The 22,701-nt window shown below is 55.7% G+C and carries 22 protein-coding genes; 3 read left to right on the top strand and 19 right to left on the bottom strand.

The genetic code is table 11. The annotated features are described in order from the left end of the window. Positions 1 to 88: 88 nt before the first annotated feature. On the top strand, positions 89 to 787 hold the full coding sequence (locus OSH09_RS05685) for an epoxyqueuosine reductase QueH (protein WP_153230472.1): 699 nt from the start codon (positions 89 to 91) through the stop codon (positions 785 to 787). A 317-nt stretch (positions 788 to 1,104) separates the two neighbouring features. Here OSH09_RS05685 and clpB read toward each other — a convergent pair whose 3' ends face one another. Then, entirely contained in the window at positions 1,105 to 3,696 is a 2,592-nt protein-coding gene (clpB, locus tag OSH09_RS05690) for an ATP-dependent chaperone ClpB (RefSeq protein WP_207875170.1), read from the bottom strand. 324 nt (positions 3,697 to 4,020) lie between these two features. Between clpB and OSH09_RS05695 the strand changes: the two genes are divergently transcribed. Further along, positions 4,021 to 4,749, top strand: coding sequence for a helix-turn-helix domain-containing protein (locus tag OSH09_RS05695; protein ID WP_094197086.1), 729 nt, complete (start codon positions 4,021 to 4,023; stop codon positions 4,747 to 4,749). A gap of 146 nt (positions 4,750 to 4,895) precedes the next feature. Here OSH09_RS05695 and OSH09_RS05700 read toward each other — a convergent pair whose 3' ends face one another. The 10 genes from OSH09_RS05700 to aceA all read right to left on the bottom strand — a co-directional run bounded on the left by OSH09_RS05700 (position 4,896) and on the right by aceA (position 13,458). Then, positions 4,896 to 5,150 carry a hypothetical protein gene (locus OSH09_RS05700; RefSeq protein ID WP_207875171.1) on the bottom strand — a complete coding sequence of 85 codons (255 nt, stop codon included), beginning with the start codon at positions 5,148 to 5,150 and terminating at the stop codon, positions 4,896 to 4,898. Between the two features lie 66 nt (positions 5,151 to 5,216). Continuing rightward, positions 5,217 to 5,420 (bottom strand): FixH family protein, encoded by a 204-nt coding sequence (locus OSH09_RS05705; RefSeq protein WP_207875172.1) that lies wholly within the window; start codon positions 5,418 to 5,420, stop codon positions 5,217 to 5,219. Between the two features lie 19 nt (positions 5,421 to 5,439). Then, a complete protein-coding gene (ccoG, locus tag OSH09_RS05710) occupies positions 5,440 to 6,939 on the bottom strand; it encodes a cytochrome c oxidase accessory protein CcoG (protein ID WP_266120421.1) in 1,500 nt (499 codons plus the stop codon). 37 nt (positions 6,940 to 6,976) lie between these two features. Further along, on the bottom strand, positions 6,977 to 7,894 hold the full coding sequence (gene ccoP / locus OSH09_RS05715; protein ID WP_207875174.1) for a cytochrome-c oxidase, cbb3-type subunit III: 918 nt from the start codon (positions 7,892 to 7,894) through the stop codon (positions 6,977 to 6,979). Next, complete coding sequence (locus tag OSH09_RS05720) at positions 7,891 to 8,064, bottom strand: cbb3-type cytochrome oxidase subunit 3 (protein ID WP_207875175.1); 174 nt, start codon at positions 8,062 to 8,064, stop codon at positions 7,891 to 7,893. The genes ccoP and OSH09_RS05720 overlap by 4 nt, the downstream gene beginning before the upstream one ends. Continuing rightward, on the bottom strand, positions 8,065 to 8,724 hold the full coding sequence (gene ccoO, locus OSH09_RS05725; RefSeq protein ID WP_207875176.1) for a cytochrome-c oxidase, cbb3-type subunit II: 660 nt from the start codon (positions 8,722 to 8,724) through the stop codon (positions 8,065 to 8,067). A 10-nt stretch (positions 8,725 to 8,734) separates the two neighbouring features. Next, on the bottom strand, positions 8,735 to 10,222 hold the full coding sequence (gene ccoN / locus OSH09_RS05730) for a cytochrome-c oxidase, cbb3-type subunit I (protein ID WP_207875177.1): 1,488 nt from the start codon (positions 10,220 to 10,222) through the stop codon (positions 8,735 to 8,737). 181 nt (positions 10,223 to 10,403) lie between these two features. Further along, positions 10,404 to 10,589 carry a cbb3-type cytochrome oxidase assembly protein CcoS gene (gene ccoS, locus OSH09_RS05735; protein ID WP_207875178.1) on the bottom strand — a complete coding sequence of 62 codons (186 nt, stop codon included), beginning with the start codon at positions 10,587 to 10,589 and terminating at the stop codon, positions 10,404 to 10,406. A gap of 1 nt (position 10,590) precedes the next feature. Continuing rightward, positions 10,591 to 11,559, bottom strand: coding sequence for a hypothetical protein (locus tag OSH09_RS05740; protein ID WP_266120551.1), 969 nt, complete (start codon positions 11,557 to 11,559; stop codon positions 10,591 to 10,593). Between the two features lie 591 nt (positions 11,560 to 12,150). Continuing rightward, positions 12,151 to 13,458: an isocitrate lyase gene (aceA, locus tag OSH09_RS05745; RefSeq protein WP_207875179.1), complete on the bottom strand. Its 1,308-nt coding sequence runs from the start codon at positions 13,456 to 13,458 to the stop codon at positions 12,151 to 12,153. Between the two features lie 308 nt (positions 13,459 to 13,766). On the opposite strand from aceA, the gene queF reads away from it, so the two are divergent. Then, positions 13,767 to 14,594: an NADPH-dependent 7-cyano-7-deazaguanine reductase QueF gene (gene queF, locus OSH09_RS05750; RefSeq protein ID WP_266120422.1), complete on the top strand. Its 828-nt coding sequence runs from the start codon at positions 13,767 to 13,769 to the stop codon at positions 14,592 to 14,594. Between the two features lie 168 nt (positions 14,595 to 14,762). Here the strand turns inward: queF and OSH09_RS05755 are convergent, their stop codons facing one another. From OSH09_RS05755 to paaG, 8 genes are all read right to left on the bottom strand, one after another. Further along, a complete protein-coding gene (locus tag OSH09_RS05755; protein ID WP_222667071.1) occupies positions 14,763 to 16,013 on the bottom strand; it encodes an MFS transporter in 1,251 nt (416 codons plus the stop codon). Positions 16,014 to 16,018: 5 nt separating this feature from the next. Then, positions 16,019 to 16,591: a CDP-diacylglycerol--glycerol-3-phosphate 3-phosphatidyltransferase gene (pgsA, locus tag OSH09_RS05760; RefSeq protein WP_207875182.1), complete on the bottom strand. Its 573-nt coding sequence runs from the start codon at positions 16,589 to 16,591 to the stop codon at positions 16,019 to 16,021. Positions 16,592 to 16,630: 39 nt separating this feature from the next. Beyond that, positions 16,631 to 18,454, bottom strand: coding sequence for an excinuclease ABC subunit UvrC (uvrC, locus tag OSH09_RS05765; protein WP_207875759.1), 1,824 nt, complete (start codon positions 18,452 to 18,454; stop codon positions 16,631 to 16,633). Next, on the bottom strand, positions 18,417 to 19,472 hold the full coding sequence (gene nagZ / locus OSH09_RS05770) for a beta-N-acetylhexosaminidase (RefSeq protein ID WP_207875183.1): 1,056 nt from the start codon (positions 19,470 to 19,472) through the stop codon (positions 18,417 to 18,419). Before nagZ ends, uvrC begins: the two co-directional genes overlap by 38 nt. Then, a complete protein-coding gene (acpS, locus tag OSH09_RS05775; RefSeq protein ID WP_207875184.1) occupies positions 19,469 to 19,927 on the bottom strand; it encodes a holo-ACP synthase in 459 nt (152 codons plus the stop codon). The genes nagZ and acpS overlap by 4 nt, the downstream gene beginning before the upstream one ends. A 130-nt stretch (positions 19,928 to 20,057) precedes the next feature. Beyond that, on the bottom strand, positions 20,058 to 21,371 hold the full coding sequence (gene paaK, locus OSH09_RS05780; RefSeq protein ID WP_207875185.1) for a phenylacetate--CoA ligase PaaK: 1,314 nt from the start codon (positions 21,369 to 21,371) through the stop codon (positions 20,058 to 20,060). A gap of 74 nt (positions 21,372 to 21,445) precedes the next feature. Next, positions 21,446 to 21,907 (bottom strand): hydroxyphenylacetyl-CoA thioesterase PaaI, encoded by a 462-nt coding sequence (gene paaI / locus OSH09_RS05785; protein ID WP_266120423.1) that lies wholly within the window; start codon positions 21,905 to 21,907, stop codon positions 21,446 to 21,448. Continuing rightward, complete coding sequence (gene paaG / locus OSH09_RS05790) at positions 21,907 to 22,698, bottom strand: 2-(1,2-epoxy-1,2-dihydrophenyl)acetyl-CoA isomerase PaaG (RefSeq protein ID WP_042481663.1); 792 nt, start codon at positions 22,696 to 22,698, stop codon at positions 21,907 to 21,909. The genes paaI and paaG overlap by 1 nt, the downstream gene beginning before the upstream one ends. Positions 22,699 to 22,701: the final 3 nt, after the last annotated feature.

Here is a 22,701-nt window from a genome sequence, read left to right on the forward strand (position 1 = left end):
TTCACTAAACTTTGCCAAGAATCTACAATAGTCGCATTGATTTATTGTGCGACCGACTCGGGACGCCTTTTTACTCGGATTCAGATTCATGTCCACTCAGCTCAATCGTCCAGTTTTAACCATGCCGGAGAAGCGCGAGAAATTGCTGCTGCACTCCTGCTGCGCCCCCTGTTCGGGCGAGGTGATGGAGGCCTTGCACGCCTCGGGGATTGAATACACCGTTTTCTTCTACAACCCCAATATCCACCCTGCCCGCGAGTACGAACTGCGCAAGCAGGAAAACATCCGCTTTGCCGAAGAACACGGCATCGAGTTCATTGACGCCGATTACGACGTGGATAACTGGTTCGAGCGCGTACGCGGCCTGGAACACGCTCCCGAGCGTGGCGAACGCTGCACCGTCTGCTTTGACATGCGCTTTGAGCGTACCGCGCTCTACGCCCATGAAAATGGCTACGACATTATTTCTAGCGTGCTGGGTATCTCGCGCTGGAAGGACATGAACCAGATCAACGACTGCGGCGAACGCGCTGCAGCACGTTATCCGGAAATGAAGTACTGGACCTACAACTGGCGCAAAGGTGGCGGATCGCAACGCATGCTGGAGATCAGCAAGCGCGAGAACTTCTACCAGCAGGAATACTGCGGCTGTGTGTACTCGCTGCGCGACACCAACCGTCACCGCCGCTCGCAAGGCCGCCCTCGCGTCGAGATCGGCGTGAAGTTCTACGGCAAGGATGAACTGGACCTGACACCGCCTCCGGCTCCGGTTCAAGAGAATGCCTAAGCAAGACCTGCACGGTCTTTACGGGCTCAGTACACCTGGCTAAGACAGCCTCCGCCTGACCGATGTCCCATATACGAACATTGCATCGATGAGCCACACCAAGACTCTGGATAGCTTTGTCTTTGCTAAAACCCGAGTGGGTGGCACAGATCAGAGGTAAAGCAACCCAGGCTTGAAACATTCCGTAGAGCCGAAGAAAAAGCGCCTTGGGTACCCAAGGCGCTTTTTTACTGCCGTTTCAACTACGGTTTACTGCATGTGCTGGTCAGCTCTACTGCTCAACTCTCACCAGCACAGCAGTAATCAGAGTCTGCTTATTACTGGATACTGCGGCTGAACGTAAACTCGCCGTCCTTCCAGTCCACAGGCACCACATCTTTAGGACCAAAGCGGCCTTCTAGAATCAAACGTGCCACTGGGTTTTCAATGTGCTGCTGGATAGCACGTTTCAAAGGACGTGCACCGAACACAGGGTCAAACCCGGCTTTGGCCAACTGCTCCAAAGCAGCCTCGCTGACTTCCAGATGCATGTCACGCTGAGCCAGTCGCTGATCCAGACGTTGAAGCTGGATACGAGCAATAGACGCAATGTGTTCTGCTTCCAGACCGTGGAACACCACCACCTCGTCGATACGGTTCAGGAACTCGGGGCGGAAATGCTGCTTCACTTCTTCCCACACCACTTCCTTGATCACATCATAAGGCTCACCCGACAAACGCTGGATATGCTGCGAACCCAGGTTGGAGGTCATGATGATTACCGTATTGCGGAAGTCCACCGTACGGCCCTGGCCATCGGTCAAGCGACCATCGTCCAGCACTTGCAAGAGCACGTTAAAGACGTCGGGGTGTGCTTTCTCCACCTCGTCCAGCAAAATCACCGAATAAGGTTTGCGACGCACAGCCTCGGTCAGGTAACCGCCCTCTTCGTAACCCACGTAGCCGGGAGGCGCCCCGATCAAACGAGCCACCGAGTGCTTCTCCATGAATTCGCTCATGTCGATACGAATCATGTGATCCTCGGAGTCAAAGAGGAAGTTGGCCAAGGCCTTGGTCAGCTCGGTCTTACCCACACCGGTTGGCCCCAGGAACAGGAAGGAACCATAGGGGCGGGACGGATCAGACAAGCCCGCACGCGAGCGACGGATTGCATCCGACACCAGACGTACTGCCTCGCTTTGGCCGACCACACGTTTGTGCAGGTAGTCTTCCATCTGCAAGAGCTTTTCACGCTCGCCCTGCATCATCTTGGATACAGGAATACCGGTAGCGCGGGACACAACTTCCGCAATTTCCTCAGCACCCACCTGAGTACGCAGCAAGCGTGGCTTTTCCTGATCAGCCTTGTCCATATTGGCTTCGGCTGCTTTCAGGCGTTCTTCCAACTCGGGCAACTTGCCGTATTGCAGCTCGGCCAACTTGTCGAACTGGCCCTTGCGCTGCAGCTCGGCCATTTCGGCACGAACTTTCTCGATTTCCTCTTTAACGACTTGCGAACCCTGAACGGCCGCTTTTTCGGCTTTCCAGATTTCTTCGTAGTCGTTGTACTCGCGCTGCAGCTTTTCCATCTCGTCATTGATGGCCTGCAAACGACGCTGAGAGGCCTCGTCCGTGTCCTTGATGACGGCTTCACGCTCGATCTTCAATTGAATGATGCGGCGATCCAGCTTGTCCATGACCTCGGGCTTGGAGTCGATCTCCATACGGATACGGGCTGCGGCCTCGTCAATCAGGTCAATAGCCTTATCGGGCAGGAAGCGGTCCGTAATGTAACGCTGTGACAGCTCGGCCGCGGCCACAATGGCGGGGTCGGTAATCGCAACACCGTGGTGCAGCTCGTAGCGCTCCTGCAAACCGCGCAGAATCGCAATCGTGGACTCCATATCGGGCTCGTTCACCAGCACCTTCTGGAAACGACGCTCCAGAGCGGCGTCCTTCTCGATGTACTGGCGGTACTCGTTCAGGGTGGTAGCACCGATACAGTGCAACTCGCCGCGCGACAAGGCAGGTTTGAGCATATTGCCCGCATCCATCGCACCCTCGGCCTTGCCAGCGCCCACCATGGTGTGCAGCTCGTCAATGAAGACAATGGTTTTGCCATCGTCCTTGGACAGCTCTTTCAGCACGGCTTTCAGGCGCTCTTCAAATTCGCCACGATACTTGGCACCGGCCAGCAAAGCGGCCAGATCCAGCACTAGAACGCGCTTGCCCTTCAGGGTTTCAGGCACTTCGTTGTTCACGATACGCTGCGCCAAGCCTTCCACGATGGCGGTCTTACCCACCCCTGGCTCACCAATCAGCACAGGGTTGTTCTTGGTACGACGCTGCAGAATCTGGATAGTGCGACGAATTTCGTCGTCACGGCCAATGACCGGGTCCAGCTTGCCCAGACGGGCACGCTCGGTCAGGTCTGTGGTGTATTTATCCAGGGCTTCACGGTTGCTATCGCCTTCGGCGTCGCTCACGTTGGCACCACCACGTACGGCTTCAATCGCGGCTTCCAGGGCACGGCGCTGCAAACCGGCATCGCGCAGGGCACGCCCGGTTTCGCCTTTGTCATCAGCCAGGGCCAGCAAGAACAGTTCGCTGGCAATATAGGTATCACCGCGCTGGGCCGCTTCCTTGTCGGTCTTGGCCAAAGCCGCTTGCAGGGCCGAACTTAGCTGCTGCTGACCTTCCGCCCCTTGCACCTTGGGCAGATTGGAGATCAGGCGGTTAAGCTCACTTTCCAGACGAGGAATGGCAACGCCCGCACGAGCCAGCAAGCTGCCGGTGCCAGAATCAGCATCAGCCAGCAAGGCGACCAGTACGTGAGCGGGTTCCAGATAGGGGTTGTCTTCGCGAACAGCCAGGCTTTGCGCATCCGCTAAAGCCTGTTGAAACTTCGTTGTCAATTTATCGATTCGCATAGAATTTTCACTTCAGAAAATATGCGATAAGCTAAAGCAAACAGTTACTAAATACTGCTCGCCCAGATCTCGCAACAAATAACAGGATGAATTGAAGATAAGGACAAAAACCAAGTATTCAAGTGTTTAGATCGCTTTTAAACAACAACATGGCAGGGGTAGCTACAGTGCGCTGTACCCGGCATGGGGAGCCACTTCCCGCGTGGCGCGGGCCTTAAGAACTAAACATATTAAGGATTATCGGGAATACCAACCAATAAAAAGCTACAATTACACTTGATTTGACTCAAAGATTTAGCGTTTCGCCATCTGACATTATTCCTTATGCAAAAACGTATCTCGGTTACCGCTGACTCCATACGCTGCTCTAGCTGTATGCTCAATGAGGTGTGTCTACCTCTTGGGATGCCTAAGCATGAAATGGAGCGGTTGGACGAATTAGTCAAGGAGCGCATCCGCATCCCTAAGGGCGGCGTGCTGTTTCGACTGGCCGATTCAGTCGAAGGAATCTATGGTCTGCGCTCTGGTTCGATCAAGATGCAGTTGGAAGATTCCACCGGCCACATCCAGATTACGGGCTTTTTATTACCGGGTGAAATCCTGGGTATGGACAGCCTGGTTGAAAATCGCCACGTCTCCCACGCCATCGCGCTGGAAGACAGCGAAGTCTGTGTGATCCGTCTGGACGATCTGGATCGCCTGTCGGCCCAACTGCCTATCTTGCAACAACAGTTCCGTCGCCTGATGAGCAAGGAAATCAACCGCGCCCATCAATTGATGATGACCTTGGCCGGACTGCGTTCTGAACAGCGCCTGGCCGCCTTCTTGCTGAATCTGTCCCAGCGCCTGTCGCTGCTTGGCTATTCCCCTTACGAATTCATTCTGCGCATGAGCCGCGAAGAAATCGGCAACTTCCTGGGCCTGACGCTGGAAACGGTCAGCCGCCTGTTCTCGCGCTTTGCACGTGAAGGTCTGCTGAAAATCTCGCAACGCGAAGTCCACTTGCTGGACCTGGCTGCCCTGCGCTCCCTGGCAGGCACAGAGTGCGACTAAACGGCCCTGCTGCTGTCTAGGGCTCAAGTACATCGCTGAACACCCCTGCGGCCTGCTGGTGCCCTCCTGAGCACTCACTACTACAAGATAAAAAAAAGCACATGCAATTTGCATGTGCTTTTTTTATCTCTTCCCGACGATCTGAATCAATCCAGACTATCCGCCGGTTCAGTCAGTACAGCAGGCGACCCTGAGGACATATACAGACTAAGCGTACAAGCCACCGAGACGGCCACCCAAAACAGGAAAAACGCTACCGTATAAAAAGTCAGTCGATCTACTTGCATATGTCCAAGTACAACAATGTCCAACGGGTCCACCAAAGCAAACACAATTGCGCTTAGCACCCCAGCGACCAGGAATGAAGGCCACAGTATCCACATCAACGATCGGATGGTCATTCGTACCCCCTTCTTGAACGGAAACATACTTCTCTCAACCCTAGCGTAACGGTGAATCGACTGCTTTTAGCGCTGCTCGCGGGCAGGCTCTACTTTGGTGACAACCAGACCTTGCTTGACGCCACCATCCGTAACTCCTTGATTACTGAAGTTCTGGAAGGCCAGCACAATAGTGATGACGCAGCCCACGATAGCCAGAGCGGGGCCGGCCATCAGCAACCAGGGCCACGGCTCACGCCACCAGGGTCCACTGTCCTTTGATTCGTCCATGTTTTTGCTCTTTATAAAGTTACTGAGGAATATAAAAACTACTGCGTTCGTTCACGTAGGTCTTGCGGCCCCCTTCATGCTCGCCCACTGCCTGAATGGAAATATCATACAGGCCCGGCTTGGCACTACTAATTGGGACTTGCACCACAACCGGTAAGAGTCGGTTGCCTGCAGGCGCCACATGAATATGATCCTGACCATTCTCGGTCAGGTGAATACTCGCACCTTCCAGACCCGTCACCGACAACTGCAGCTCCATCGCCTCTTCCGAGGTATTGATCACCTGCAAGCGGAACACGTTTTCAATCAGGCCACCGGGCACTTCACGTCCCAGAGCACCACGATCCCGGATAACGTCCACACGCATCGGCGTACGAGTAGCCAATGTGTACACAAAGGCACCACAGATCACGGCCAGAATCAGAATGTAGGACAGAACACGTGGGCGCAGCATACGACGTCGCACTTCAGGCTGGGTCATGCGCTCTTTGATGGCGCGCTCCGAGGTATAGCGGATCAAGCCTTTCTCGTAGCCCATTTTGTCCATGACCTGATCACAGACGTCCACACAGGCACCGCAACCAATACACATGTATTGCAGGCCATCACGAATATCAATACCGGTCGGACAGACCTGCACACACAGGCTGCAGTCGACACAGTCGCCCATACCCGCTTCCTTGTGATCGATCTTGCGAGATCGACCACCCCGGGTTTCACCACGCACGAAGTCGTAGGTCACCACAAAGGTATCGCTGTCCACCATGGCACTTTGGAAACGAGCGTAGGGGCACATGTACTTACAGACCGCTTCGCGCATGAAACCTGCGTTACCCCAGGTGGCAAAGGCGTAGAACAAGAGCCAGAACCACTGCCAGGGGCCCAGGGACAAGGCGATCAGCTCGCCACCCAGTTCGCGGATAGGTGCGAAGTAGCCAATAAAGGTAAAGCCGGTCCACAAAGCCAGCACGATCCACAGGAAGTGCTTGGTGGCTTTGAGACGTAATTTTCGGGCGTTCCAGGCTTGTTCATCCAAGCGGATACGCGCCAGACGGTCCCCTTCCACCTTGCGCTCCACCCACATGAAGATCTCGGTGTAGACCGTCTGCGGACAGGCATAGCCACAGAATAAGCGGCCCGCCATGGCGGTAAAGAGGAATAGGGAAAAGGCTGATATCAGCAGCAGCACCGTCAGGTAAATAACGTCCTGGGGCCACAGTATCATGCCAAAGATGTAGAACTTGCGTTCCAGCAGGTCGAACAGCACGGCCTGACGGCCATGCCATTCCAACCAGGGCAGACCATAGAAAATGATCTGCGTGAAATACACCATCCAGATCCGCCAGCGGGCAAAGACGCCCTTGACGGATCGTGGATAGATTTTGCTGCGTACATCGACCAGCGCCTTCTCGACTTGCGGAGAGGTTCCACCCGCTCCCTTGGCGTTGCGTGGAGGTTGCCACTTGGGCACGGTTCCCTGCGCGTTATCAGCGCTGGGTTGGGGAGAATCACTACTCATTGCAAGTCCTGAAGGCGTCAGATCAATTTAAAACACACTAGTTAGCCTGGGCAGGCTCGGCATTGTTGGACAAGCCCCAGACCCAACCTGCCAGCAAACGAATCTGCTCAGGAGTCATGGTGGCTTTTTGTGCCGGCATCTGGTTAGTGCGACCCTGCAAGACGGTCTGAACGATAGTGGCTTCAGAACTGCCATACAGCCAGTAGTCGTCGGTCAGGTCAGGCGCACCCAACAAGGTATTGCCCTTGGCATCAGCACCGTGACAGGCAAAACATGCGCTGTCATAAACACGTTTACCAGCCACCAGGCGCAAAGGATCTGCAGCCAGGCCCGACAGGGAGCGCACGTACTGCGCCACATCGGAGGCTTGAGCTGGGGTGAATTGCGCTTGTGGCGGCATCATCCCGGTACGGCCTTCGGTAATGGTGTGCAGAATCTGCTCAGGCTCACCGCCCCACAACCAGGCTTTATTGGCCAGGTTAGGGAAGCTGGGCGCACCTTGTGCATCCGAACCGTGACACTGGGCGCAGTTGTTCAGGAACAGGCGCTGACCGATTTCACGGGCTTCCTGATCGCGAGCAATCTCTTCGATAGGCATTTCGCGGTAACGGGCGTACACAGGCTCCAGGCGAGCATTGATCTCGGCCTGTTGCTGCTTGACCTGTTGACCGGAGCTAAAGCCCAACGTGCCCTTGAAGTTGCCCAGGCCGGGGTACAACACCAGATAGCCCAAGGCAAACACACACAAACCGATGTACATCACGGTCCACCAGCGTGGTACGGGTGTATTCAGTTCGGTCAGGTCACCGTCCCAGACGTGGCCGGTTTCTTCTACGTCGACGGTCTTGCCCAGAAATGCGCGCTGGGTAAAGAGCAGCCACAAGCAAAACACGATGCCCAGCAAGGCGATACCGGAGATCCAGAGGCTCCAGCCATTATTAAAAAAGTCACTCATTCGGAACCCCCAGGGTTTTTATCGTTACTTCCCTCGTCGGGCAAGGCGAAAGGCAGAAGCGCTGCTTCTTCGTTGGCCTGGCGGCGTCCCCGAGAGAACGCCCACCAGCAAATGCCAAGGAAGGTAGCCATCGCCAAAGCGGTCACAACACCGTTGATGATGGCTAACATTTAGTGGCTCCCCTGCTCCACAGCCTTGGCGGCTGCGTCGCGACTCGCCACACCCAGGCCTTGCAGATAAGCAACCACCGCGTCTTCTTCGGTCTTGCCTACCAGCTCCTGAGGAGCAGCATCAATTTGTTCCTGCGTGTAAGGCACACCCAAAGTACGCAAGACGTTCATGCGATCCTGAATGTTTTCGCCTTCCACCGAGTTTTTCTGCAGCCAAGGGTAGGCAGGCATATTGGACTCTTTGACCACGTTACGTGGGTTGCGCAAGTGAATGCGGTGCCATTCGTCGCTGTAGCGCTGACCCACACGAGCCAGATCAGGGCCGGTACGCTTGGAGCCCCACAGGAAGGGGTAGTCGTACACGGACTCACCCGCCAGCGAGTAAGGACCGTAGCGCTGCACTTCGGACTGCAGCATACGAATTTGCTGCGAGTGACAGCCCACACACCCTTCACGGATGTAGATATCGCGACCCATCAGTCTTAACGGCTCGTAAGGCTGAATGCCTTCGGTAGGCTGGGTGGTCGAGTGTTGAAAGAACAAAGGTACGATCTGCACCAGGCCTGCGAAGGAAATCACCAAGATACTCAGGATGATCAGCAGCCCGGTGTTTTTCTCGATCGTGGCGTGCGAAAAGCGCTTATTAGTGTCATTAGCCATGATTTACTCCTTAGGCCAGCAAAGTGGTTTGACCCACCAGCGCTGGATCGCGGGCGTCCGGATTCTTGAGAGGCACAACAGGGTTGATACCTTTCTCACCTGCACGAATGGTCAGGAACACGTTCCAGGACATCAGCAAGATACCGGCCACAAAGAAGGCGCCGCCCAAAGCACGGATTGCGTAGAAGGGGTACGTAGCCTTCACGACTTCCACGAAGCTGTAGGTCAAGGTGCCATCAATACCGGTAGCACGCCACATCAGACCTTGCATCACACCGGCAATCCACATCGCGGCGATATACAGCACCACGCCAAGGGTAGCCAGCCAGAAGTGCAGGTCGATCAAACGTGGACGGGCCATTTCCGTACGGCCGTACAGACGTGGGATCAGGTAGTACAGAGAACCGAAGGTAATCATGGCAACCCAGCCCAGCGCACCGGAGTGCACGTGACCAATGGTCCAGTCGGTGTAGTGCGACAGTGCGTTCACTGTACGGATGGCCATCATGGAGCCTTCAAAGGTAGACATACCGTAGAAGGACAGCGCCACCACCATGAACTTCAGGATCGCGTCAGTACGCAGCTTGTGCCAGGCACCCGACATCGTCATGATCCCGTTGATCATGCCACCCCAGGAAGGAGCCAGCAGAATCAGGGAGAAGGTCATGCCCAGGGACTGGGTCCAGTCTGGCAAGGAGGTGTACAGCAAGTGGTGAGGACCGGCCCACATGTACGTAAAGCCCAGCGCCCAGAAGTGAACGATGGAAAGACGGTACGAGTAGATAGGACGGTTGGCCTGTTTGGGGATGAAGTAGTACATCATGCCCAGGAACGAGGTCGTCAGGAAAAAGCCCACGGCGTTATGGCCGTACCACCACTGCACCATGGCGTCCTGAACACCCGCGTAAGCCGAGTAGGACTTCATGAAGCTGACGGGCAGTTCCAGGTTATTGAAAATGTGCAGTACAGCGATGGTGACGATGTACGAGCCAAAGAACCAGTTGGCCACATAGATGTGACGCACGCGGCGCTTGACGATCGTGCCAAAGAACACAATGGCGTATGCCACCCAGACCAATGTGATCAGGATGTCGATGGGCCATTCCAGTTCGGCGTACTCTTTGGAGCTGGTGTAGCCCATAGGCAGCGTGATGACAGCGGCTACCAGCACGGCTTGCCAACCCCAGAAGGTGAAGGCTGCCAGCTTGTCGCTGAACAAACGGGCCTGACAGGTACGCTGCACCACATAGTAGGATGTCGCGAACAAGCCGGTGCCACCAAAGGCAAAAATCACAGCGTTAGTGTGCAGTGGACGCAAACGTCCAAAACTAAGCCACGGTGTGTCGAAATTGAGTTCTGGCCAAATCAACTGCAAGGCAATAAAGAGGCCTATTGCCATGCCGATGACGCCCCAAAATACGGTCATGATGGCGAACTGCCTCACAATCCCGTAATTGAAGACTTCGGCGTTATTTCCGACTGCATCGGAAGTGCCCATTTGCTTCCCCTAAACAAACATTGTTAATACAAGCGACAACAAGCTACATCATCCAGCAAGTCGGTAATTCGCTACTTGATGCTTATCAAAAAACTTCGGAAAGCACGCACTCGCGCGTGTTTCCGCCCCGCAGACTGTGTGTCGCCGACCATTTGCAGGGCTAAAAACCAATCAGTAGGTATCAGGTATCGGGCGGACGCTTTACACCCGACAGGCTGGCCGTGGAGTCATCATCAAGCAAGATGGAATCAGCCGCATTGCCCGTATCTTCAAACTGACCGGCAAAAATAGCCCACCAGAATGCGATGCCGATGACAACGACCAGGAAAATGGAGATGGGGATCAGGACCAGCAGGGAGCCGAACATATCAGCCCTGCCTTGCTGCTGGACCGGTCCATTGCGCCGGCACCTCGCGGGTGCGGCTGCGATAGATGCGCCAGGAGTTGGCCGCAACGGCCAAAGAGGACACCAGCATGCTGACCGCGGCCAACCAAGGGGCCACAATACCCAAGGCAGCCAACGGAGTCATGAGCAAATGCCAGACAATCGAACCGTACAAGTTCTGGCGAGCGATGCGGCCGGTTTGCTGGGTCAATTGAACAACTTCAAATTCGTTCTTGGCGGGTCGTGCCAGTAGACCGGCATGGGCCGACGCCACGGCCGAGGGCACCGACATGGACATGGCACAGGGACAGCTCATGACCAGCATGGCGACCACGACGGGGACCACATGCGAAGGGTCCATCCAGTACCAGACCAGACCAAAGGCGGCAGCCAGCACCAACTGAATACTGACGAACCAAAATGCCAGCGTATTGGAATGACCTGTCACGGACTGGCGAAAGCGCTCGATCAGATCATGGGAAGCGGATTGCGTAACCGACTGGCGCGCACAAAGCTCCAGATAACGAGCGGTCAGCAAAAAGGCCACGAACATCGTGACCGAGTCGTAATAGACCTCGCCTTGCTGGGTCCAGGTGTTATAGACGCTGGGCAGGAAGGCGCCAACAATACCCAAGGCCACCGGCACATCCATGCCAACGCGACCTTCGGACAGGCTTTTGACAGCCCCTTTCAGAATAGGCCAAGCACAGTACAGGACAACAGGCATGGTCAGGCACAGGCCTGCCCAGTTCATGAGCACGATGACTTGCGAGAGGGATTCAATGTCTTCAGGCCGGGTGCTGAAGGAGCGCATATAACCGGGGAAAGCAAACATCATCACCTGCATGGCCGCCAGCCATGCTAGGCCCAAACGGGCTAAGGTGTGCCGCCGACGCGACCGCTGCTCATCAGTGAGGGGCTTGGGAAGAGAAAAAATCGAATATGCGCGCATGGAAGGACTATAAGCCACTGATATTTCTTCATTCTTGATTTAAATCAATACGACTTTGCTTCGATCCTATATCGTTGTCCTTATGCATCTTGTTCAGGCCGTTACCCCCCCAACACGGCGCTAACTGTTCAATGCTTTCAAGGCTGCTCATTGGCAGCCTTTTTTTTATTCCCTACCCGCAAGGTTGGACAAGAATTCCGCACCCAACAATCCCCCCTTGCGCGGCCAAAGTCTACCACGCCTTTTCCCTATGAGAATGCCTTGATTATCAAGACTTTTCATACCGAAATTACATGACCCTGAGAATGCAAATCAATTCATGAAAAGTTGAACCTTGAATATAAAAAGGGGTAACTCTCGCCGCCCGCTTTGGACGCCTTCCCGAGCTTGTTTTCAGGCGCAATAAACAGCCTTTTTGAGGCCTATTCAAACCCGGTTTTACAAATATCAAGCCTTCAAATTTGATATTTTAAATATGTAGCTTTTAAGCAAAAGAATTAGAGACTCAAACAAAAAAGCAGCCCACCGACTGGAGCGTACGGTGGGCTGCCTGCAACCAGGAAAGGGGCTATCTACCCTTCCCTGTCCTGCTTATGCCTCGGACGGTGCAAACTGCTCGGCTTCTGTCGAGCCAGCCAATGCGGTTGTCGAAGACTTACCGGCTTCAACTGTCTGTGTGACAGCGTCAAAGTAGCCTGTACCCACTTCGCGCTGGTGCTTCACAGCGGTAAAGCCCAGTGGTGCAGCGGCGAACTCTTTTTCCTGCAACTGAACGAAGGCGCTCATCTGGTTGCGAGCGTAGCCGTGAGCCAGCTCGAACATGCCGTAGTTCAGTGCGTGGAAGCCAGCCAGGGTGATGAACTGGAACTTGTAGCCCATGGCACCGAGCTCACGCTGGAACTTGGCAATCGTGGCGTCGTCCAGGTTCTTCTTCCAGTTGAACGAAGGCGAGCAGTTGTAGGACAACATCTTCCCTGGGAACTGGCGGTGAATGGCTTCGGCAAAACGGCGGGCGTATTCCAGATCCGGCGTGGAAGTTTCGCACCAGACCAAATCGGCGTAAGGAGCATAGGCCAGACCACGAGCAATGGCTTGATCCAGACCAGCCCGGGTACGGTAGAAACCTTCAACCGTACGCTCGTCCAGAATGAAAGGACGGTCGTATTCGTCGACATCGCTGGTGATCAGGTCAGCAGCATCTGCGTCGGTACGAGCAACCAGAATCGTCGGCACGTCCAGAACGTCAGCCGCCAGACGCGCAGCCACCAGCTTGGAGACGGCTTCACGTGTAGGCACCAGTACCTTGCCACCCAAGTGACCACACTTCTTGGCCGATGCCAGTTGGTCTTCAAAGTGAACGCCTGCGGCGCCAGCCACAATCATGGCTTTCATCAGTTCAAATGCGTTCAGCACACCACCGAAACCGGCTTCCGCGTCGGCCACGATAGGAGCGAAGTAATCCACGTAGCCTTCGTCGCCTGGGTTCACCCCTTCCATCCACTGGATCTGATCACAGCGGGCCAGGGAGTTGTTGATGCGACGCACCACGGATGGCACCGAGTTAACGGGATACAGCGATTGGTCAGGGTACATTTCGCCAGCGCTGTTGGCGTCGCCCGCCACTTGCCAGCCCGACAAGTAAATCGCTTTCAAACCAGCCTTGACCTGTTGCATGGCCTGGTTACCCGTCAGGGCGCCCAGTGCATTCACAAAGGGTTCCTGATTGATGGATTGCCACAGACGCTCAGCGCCACGGCGAGCCAGAGTGTGCTCCTCGACCAGAGAACCACGCAAACGAATCACTTCCTCAGCGGTGTAACCACGCTTGATCCCTTGCCAGCGTGGATCTTCTGCCCAGCGTTTTTGCAAATTGCGGATCTCAGTTTCTCGAGCATTCATGATGGACTCCTAAGATGGATTTAACAGTGAACAAGATGACTACAGTCTACCCAAATGCTGCACCGCACCCATGTTTTCTATCTTATATAAGAGTAATTATTTTTTTATTTAAAATCATATAGATAAATAATTAATTTCGAGATATGAAACGACTTACCTGTTAGTGAAATGAAAAACTGTGCGGCGCGACAGCCGTTTTTTGCATACTGAGACAAGGATTTCACAATGTGGGATAATCGCCTTTATACCGCCCGGTGGGCGCCTGCTCGCTGCACCGGTTTCCTGTTTTATTTCTGCAGCACCCGCCAATGAGCAACACCTCCCCTCTGAAAGACTCGCCTCTTGGGCACGATGTGGTTTATCCCACACAGTACGACCCCAGTGTCCTGTTTGGCATTGAGCGCTCCCTGAACCGCCAGGCGCTTCACGTTCCCGAGCAATGGCATGGCGCCGATATCTGGAACGGTTACGAGATCTCCTGGCTCAATCCCAAAGGCAAACCTGTGGTTGCCCTGGCCCGGTTCGTGATTCCCTGGAATAGCCCACGCATCATCGAGTCCAAATCCTTCAAGCTCTATCTGAATTCGTTCAACGATGAAGTCGTGGAAGACTGGAATAGCCTTGTTCAGCGCATGGAGCAGGACTTAAGCGCCGTGGCAGGCGCAGCCGTTCATGTGACACTGCTCCCTCTTGGCGCCTTGAATGGCCAGCCCATTGCCCAATTGGAAGGCCATTGCATTGATGAGCTGGATATCAGCATTCAGGACTACACGCCTCAAAGCGGGCTGCTGACATGCCTGCCAAACGCTCCCATCGTGACCGAGTCCCTGGTCTCTGACCTGCTCAAGTCCAATTGCCCGGTAACTGGCCAGCCAGATTGGGGTAGCGTGCAAGTGCGTTACACCGGCCCACAGATCGACCCAGCGTCCTTGCTGCGTTACATCGTCTCCCTGCGCCGCCATACCGAGTTCCACGAACATTGTGTGGAGCGCCTTTTTAGCGATATTCAGCAAAGCTGTCAGCCCGAGCGTTTGCTGGTGTACGCCCGTTATACCCGCCGTGGCGGCCTAGACATCAACCCCTGGCGTAGCAGCCATGCTGATAGCGTTGAAGAGCCACGACTGGCTCGTCAATAATCTCTATATAGTTGGGCTCAGAAAAAGTAGAAAAGCCGGACACTTTTCTGCGACTACAGCATCAAGCTCTGTCTTGGCACAGGGCAAGAAAAAACCCCAAAAACACAGTACGTTTTTGGGGTTTTCTTTTAAAGCTGTTTGAGGCAGCTATTCCTCTCACTCAGCGAATCAGGATTTGCTGGCACGACTTACCGTAGAAGCCACATACACGGCCAAACCGGCCGCAGTCCAATATCCAATGGCCGCTCCGTACCAGGGAGCCTGGGTCAAACCCACGTCCAGCAGCAAACCAAAGCCGACTGGCGCCATGGACGAACCCACATCCATCCCCGAATACACCAGGCCATACACCGCCCCGGTCGAACCTTTAGGGGTGACGCGGCGGATCAGCATATCGCGCGATGGCGAGGCAATACCGGAACAAAAGCCCGCCGCCCCCACCACAAACAGCGCCAGGGAAGGCATCACCCACCCTGCCCCCAATACCAGGAGCAAGGCCCCCGATACGCATAGGGAAACAAAGACGATGAGTTCCGAGCGCGGGGTCGTGGAAGCAATAAAGCCACCTACAAACATGCCTGCTGCCGAGGCCAGCATAAAGCCGGACAGTGCTGTACCCGCCACCACCTTATCAATACCGTAGGTGTTATGCAGCATGGGGATGGTGTAGTTCTGTACCACCGCCATCGCGGCCGTCGCAAAAGCAAAAAACAGGAAGGCGCCCCACAAGGAAGAACGCGACAGCAAGGTGGACAAGGTCGTCCAGACCGACTCTTTGCTTTGCGGCCGGGCCTGTGTACCACCCGCAACCGTCCGCCCCGCCAGGGCATCCCTATTCAGCAGCACCAGCACCAGAATTGACGCAATCAAGGCGGCCGCTGCCAGCACTGCTACGCGCCAGTTGAAGTAAATCGTCAAGCTTGTGATAAAGACAGGCGTCAGCGCCCAGCCCAAGTTCCCGGTCAAGCCGTGCGCGCTAAAGGCATGGCCCAGACGAGCCGGACTGACACGGTGATTCAAAATGGAGTAATCCACCGGATGAAATACGGCATTGCCCACGCCACCTATCAATGCAGCGGCCAGCAACATGCCATAGCCATTGGCCGTCCCGATCAGCAAGGCCGCGACCACAAAACAGGACAGCCCCACTTTCAGTACCGGCAAGGCACCAATGCGATCAACCAGAAAACCCGAAGAAGCCTGCCCAAAACAGGACACCAGATAAAAGGTAGTGACCAGACCACCCAAGGTCAGGAAGTCGTAACCGAACTCCTGGCCCAGGGAGATATACAGCGTAGGCAGAATGAGCTGAAAGAAGTGCGAACTGGCGTGTGCAATACCGATAACGCCAATAACCCGCCAGTCCTGTGAACCATCAGGCCCCGCCCCATCCAGCGTCGTTGTTGATGAATTAGCCATTTGTCTCAGAGTTGCTTTTTCTTGATTTCCGGCCAGGCCTTTTGCAGGTAATAGCACATGGACCAGACCGTCAGAACCGCGGCCACAATAATCAGGGCTTGCCCAATAATCCGTGTTGGCAGCCCCATGACGGGGGACCAGTACAGCAGACAAGGAATGGCAACCATTTGCGCGGCGGTTTTGAATTTACCCAAGCGATGCACTGCCACACTACCACTGGCACCAATCTTGGCCATCCATTCCCGCAACGCCGAAATGGTGATTTCGCGGCCAATAATAATCAGGGCAATAAAGGCATCGACACGACCCAGGTCCAGCAAAACCAGCAAAGCGGCGCTGACCATGAGCTTGTCGGCGACGGGGTCCAGAAAGGCCCCGAAAGAGGACGTCTGGTTCCAGCGTCGAGCCAGCCAACCGTCAAACCAGTCCGTTGCGGCGGCCACGATAAATACGGAGGCGGCCCACAGATCGCGCGTCTCCATCGTCAGCCAATGCTCTGGCAAATAAAACAAGGCGACGATCAAGGGGATCAGAACGATACGAAGCCACGTCAGGGCAATGGGCAGATTAAAAGGCATAGCTTGGATACCAACCTAATTTAAAACAAAGGCTCTCGCCTATCGTAAAGCATGATAAATGCGTTCGGCCAGTTCAGTAGATATTCCATCAACCGCACTAAGCTCATCAATACTTGCATCGGCAACGCCGCTAAAACCACCAAAACGAGCCAGCAAACGCTGACGCCGTTTAGCGCCAATCCCGTCAATATCTTCCAGGCGTGACACATTGCGCGTTTTGGCACGTTGGGCACGCATGCCCGTAATGGCAAAACGGTGCGCTTCATCACGCACCTGAGCGACCAGCATCAGTGCCGCAGACTCCACGCCCAAAGCCACAGGCGGGCGATCATCGGCAAACACCAGGGTTTCCAGACCTACTTTACGCTTTTCCCCCTTGGCAACACCGACCAGGACGTGAATATCCAGGCCCAGTTCCACAAAAACCTGGCGGGCAATTTCAACCTGGCCCTTGCCACCGTCAATCAAAACAATGTCCGGCAAAGGTGCCAAACCTTCGGCAACCCGCGAGAAACGTCGGTTCAGCACTTGGCGCATGGCCGCGTAATCGTCGCCCGGCGTGATGCCTGCAATGTTGTAGCGGCGATAAAGCGAGTTCTGCATTTCGTGGTGTTTATAAACCACACAGGAGGCCTGGGTGGCCTCCCCCGCCGTATGGCTGATGTCAAAACATTCGATGTGCAGGGTATCGAGCTGGGCCTCGTCCAGATCCAATTGCAGGGCTTCGGCCAGGGCTCGGGTACGGTCGGCACGGGCGGTGGATTCGCTCAACACTCGGGCCAGTGCCAGACCGGCGTTCTTGGTGGCCTGCTCCAGCCAGATCTTGCGCACCCCTTGCGGGCGCACGACAACACGCGCTTTTACGCCCGTTTGCTCGGCCAGCAGTGGCATCAGGTCCGCATCGGGCAAAGCGTGCGAACAGACCAGAACCGGCGGCATGCGGCGTTCCAGGTAGTGCTGGGCGATAAACGCCGCCAACACATCACTGGGAGTGTCATCGTTGATTTGTGTGGGGAAGAAAGCACGGTCACCCAAGTGACGTCCGCCTCGCACCATGGCCAGATTCACACAGAACTTACCGCCCGCGTTCAGAACCACAATAATATCTACGTCTTCCTTGCCCACCTGCTCCATGCTTTGTTGCTGCAGCACGGCCGACAAGGCTTTCATCTGGTCACGCAGGGCCGCCGCCTGCTCAAAGTCCAGGGAATCAGACGCCTGCATCATGCGCTCTTGCAGCTCGCCCAGAATTTCCGCCGTATTGCCGTCCAGAAAACTGATCGCGCGCTGCACGTCGAGCTGATACTGCTCGGGCGAGATCAGGTTCACACAGGGGGCCGAACAGCGTCCGATCTGATGCAGCAAACAGGGACGGCTGCGGTTGGCGTAGACGCTGTCTTCACAGGTACGCAGGCGGAACACCCGTTGCAGAATCTGTATGGTTTCGCGCACCGCCCAGGAATTGGGATAAGGACCGAAGAAATGTCCCTTCCCGCTGGTACTGCCCCGGTAATAGGCAATACGCGGCGCCTGGTGGGCGCTGATCATCAGGTAGGGGTAGGACTTATCGTCCCGGAAAAGAATGTTGTAGCGCGGCCGTAGACGCTTGATGAGGTTATTTTCCAGCAGCAAGGCCTCGGCCTCGCTGCGGGTCACAGTGACCTCGATGCGCGCGACGCGCGCCACCATATGGGCAATACGGGGACTGCTCAGCGTTTTCTGGAAGTACGAGCTGACACGGCGCTTGAGATCACGCGCCTTGCCCACATACAGTACCTCGCCCTGATCGTCGATATGCCGGTACACGCCCGGCAGATTCGGCAGATCAGACAGATAGGATTTTAGATTGAAGTCCGCGGGCATATTGATAGTGTTCATCCGCTTGCAAAGCGTCCCAATCCAAAGCTGGCGTCGTAGGCATCAGACGACGAATGCGATTTTGCGATTCCTCGGAAATCGTGAAATCCAGGCGCGACAGCAAATCGTCTGCCAGGTCTGGGCGATTGCACACCAGCACCATATCGCAACCCGCCCCCAGAGCGGCCTGGGCACGAGCCAGGATGTCGCCCACAACGGTGGCGCCTTCCATGGTCAGGTCGTCGGAGAAAATCACGCCGTCATAAGCCAGCGCCTTGCGCAGTACACGTTGAATCCAGTAGGGCGAGAAACCGGCAGGCAGCGGGTCTACCTTGGAGTAGATCACGTGAGCGGGCATCACCGATGGCAGTTGCAAGGTGCCCAGCCAGCCATAGGGGGCGGCATCCTCGTCCAGAATCTCTTCCAGCGTACGCTCATCAACCGGAATTTCGTGGTGTGAGTCCGCCTCTACACCACCATGACCGGGAAAGTGCTTGCCGCAAGCGGCCATACCCGCCTTGTTCAAACCACGAATCAGGCCAGCAGCCAGCATGGAGACGGCACGAGGGCTGCGGTGGAAAGAGCGGTCGCCAATTACCTTGCTGACACCCCAATCCAGATCCAGAACGGGCGTGAAACTCATGTCCACACCACACGCGCGCAGCTCGGCTGCCAGCACGTAGCCTGTGTCTGCGGCAACAGCAGCCGCCTTGACCGCGTCACGGGTCCAGAGCTGTCCTAGCTGGCTCATGGCGGGCAAGGTCGTGAAACCGTCTTCGCGGAAACGCTGAACGCGGCCACCTTCGTGGTCTACCGCGATCAGCAAGGGCTCGTTACGCGCTTCGTGAATGGACTGACACAAAGCAGTCAGTTGGGCACGGTTTTCAAAGTTGCGGCTGAACAGGATCACGCCACCCACCAAAGGATGACGCAGGCGCTCGCGCTCCTGATCCGTCAGGACCATGCCCTGCACGTCCACCATGACTGGGCCCGGAGGCAATACGGCTTGCGAGGAAGAACTCATTTAGTGTCAGACTCAGCTAAGGATAAGGAAGGGATGGCAGGCGCTTTGACTTCCAGCACAACAAAGGCCATGGCCATATCAGACTCGTCGGTCAGGGAAATATGAACAGCCCCGTAGCGGGCATCAAACCAGCTTTGCAGATCTGCGGACAGGCGCACCACCGGGCGGCCGCCCGGTGCATTCAGGGTTTGCATGCGCGACCAGGCCATAGGCATGCGCATTCCCAGGCCCACGGCTTTGGAAAAGGCTTCTTTGGCTGCAAAACGGGTGGCCAGATAACGCAGACCACGCACCGGATCACGTGCCTGACGGCGGGCGTAGACTTCGCGCTCTTGCTCGCCCAGGATGCGCTTTACAAAGCGATCACCATGACGAGCCAAGGCGCGCTCGATCCGGTCAATACGGATCAGGTCGGTGCCGATGCCGGCAATCAAACCGGGCTGTATTGGGGGCATGATGTTATCGAAAAAAAAACGCAAAAACGGCCTGCGCCGCCTACCAGCTTGCAATGATACCGTGAGAGCGCCGAATACAAAAACGGCCCTGCCTGGGCAGAGCCGTTTTTTTACTTCAGGCCAGGTACGTTCAGAACGCGCGTTTGTCGATCACACGTTTGGCTTTACCTGTCACCGTACGCTCCACCATGCCGGAGGACTGCACACGGATACGTGCGCTGACCCCGATAAAGGTCTTGATAGAGTGAGTCAAGCGACGAGCCAGTTGCTCGCGCTGGGCTTCATTCAAATGATTGAACTCGGCACGCACTTCCACCAGAATTTCCAGCTCGTCCATATTGCCGTTACGGCTCAGAACCAATTGGTATTGGGCGGCCAGCTCAGGCATTTTCAGAACCAGTTCTTCGACCTGGGTCGGGAACAGGTTCACGCCACGCACAATCAGCATATCGTCACTGCGGCCAGTAATCTTGCCGATGCGGCGCATGCTGCGCGAAGTGGGTGGCAACAATTGCGTCAGGTCGCGAGTGCGGTAGCGAATGACGGGCATGGCTTCTTTGCTCAAGGAGGTGAAGACCAGCTCACCGCTTTCGCCCTCAGCCACCGGTTCGCCGGTTTCAGGGTTGATGATTTCGGGGTAGAAATGGTCTTCCCAGACCACTGGGCCGTCCTTGCTTTCCACACACTCCATGGCCACGCCTGGGCCCATTACTTCGGACAGACCGTAAATATCTACCGCATCGATACCGGCACGCTGCTCGATATCCAGACGCATCTGGCCTGTCCAGGGCTCGGCACCAAAAATACCGATGCGCAGGGAGGTGTCACGTGGGTCCATGCCCTGGCGCTCGATCTCTTCCACGATATTGCAGAAGTACGAAGGGGTCACCAGAATCACGTCGGGACGGAAATCCTGAATCAACTGAACTTGTTTTTCAGTCTGACCACCGGACATGGGGACCACGGTACAACCCAGGCGCTCTGCACCGTAATGCGCACCCAGACCGCCCGTGAACAAGCCATAGCCGTAAGCCACGTGGGCGATATCGCCAGGACGAGCACCGGCCGCCCACATGGAGCGGGCAAACAGATCGGCCCAGGTGGAAATGTCATTGGCGGTGTAACCGACCACGGTAGGTTTACCAGTGGTGCCGCTGGAAGCATGAACGCGTGCTACCTGTTCGCGGGGAACCGCAAACATCTTGAAGGGGTAGTTATCACGCAAGTCTTGCTTGGTCGTGAAGGGAAACTTGGAAATATCCGACAGTTGCTTCAAATCATCGGGATGCACGCCCGCTTCATCAAATTTCTGCCGGTAATGCGGCACATTGTCGTAAGCATGCTTCAACGTCCATTTCAGACGTTCCAGTTGCAAGTTACGGATTTCGTCAACACTTGCATGCTCGATGGCATCGCGGCCAACCTGTTCTTTAATTGCTGTCATGGTGTACTCCTGCCCTGCCGCTGGTGTGGTACTTCCGACCCCCCCGGGTCCACAGGGTATGTATCTTCAAAAAGTTATTTTTTCTCAATTCCGCCCAGTACCGTGCCATTCAGCCGGTACGAGCGCCCACGGAACAAGGCAATACGCTTGTCGTTCTGGTTGACCACTTCGATGTCATACACACCAGTGCGACCTGCCAGGGAGGCCTCGACAGCGCGAGCCGTCAGGACATCCCCTTCAAAGGCAGGTGCCAGGTAATCAATGGTGCAACCTGAAGCAACGGTCGGTGCATTGCGAGAATTGCAGGCGAACGCAAACGTGCTGTCAGCCAAAGCAAAAATGAAACCACCGTGACAGGTCTTGTGGCCGTTAAGCATGTCGGCGCGGACCGTCATGCTCATATTGGCCGCACCGGGTGCCACGGTATCCAGGCTCAGGCCCAGAGCCTGGGATGCCTGGTCATTGCCATACATATGCTCGCTGACCTGTTGGGCCAGCACTTGTGGATCTTCAACAGCAAGTGCGTTGCTTTGCATCACTTTCCTTTGAATTGGGGGGCACGTTTGCCCAGGAATGCATTAACACCCTCGCGATAATCCTCGGATGCACCCAGCTCACGCATCAGATCGCGCTCCAGGTCCAACTGCTGATCAAGCGAATGGGCATCACTGGCATAAATCGCTTTCTTGGCGTAGGCCAGACCTTTGGTCGGCGCCTGCGCAAAATGGGCAGCCAGCTCGTTCAGGCGAGCCTGGAACGCGTCATCGTCGACACATTCCCAGATCAGGCCCCACTGAGCCGCCTGCTCGGCCGAGAGCTTATCGCCCAGCAAAGACAGACCCATGGCGCGTGCCGTACCCACCAGACGCGGCAAGAAGAAAGTACCGCCGGTATCAGGCAGCAGGCCCAGACGGCAGAAAGGCTGGATGAAGCTGGCCGAGCGAGTGGCGATCACGATGTCACCGGCCAAGGCCAGGTTGGCCCCGGCACCGGCGGCCACACCATTCACACCCACTACAACGGGAGCCGCCAGCGCGCGCAGACGACGCACCAGGGGTGCGTAGTATTTTTCGATGGTGCCACCCAGATCCACGGGAGCATCACCGGCGCTCATCTGACGCTCGGACAAATCCTGACCCGCGCAAAAACCACGGCCATTACCCGTCAGAATCAGTACGCGCAGATCCGCGCACTGTTCGACTTTATCCAGCGCCTGAGCCAGCTCACCGTGCATATCGGCCGTAAAGCTGTTGAGCTTGTCGGGACGATTCAAGGTAATGCGTGCTACGCCATTTTCTAGCTGAAATTGAATACTTTGGTCAGTCACCTG

This window comes from Alcaligenes parafaecalis (assembly GCF_026344135.1).
Lineage (GTDB): Bacteria > Pseudomonadota > Gammaproteobacteria > Burkholderiales > Burkholderiaceae_B > Alcaligenes > Alcaligenes parafaecalis.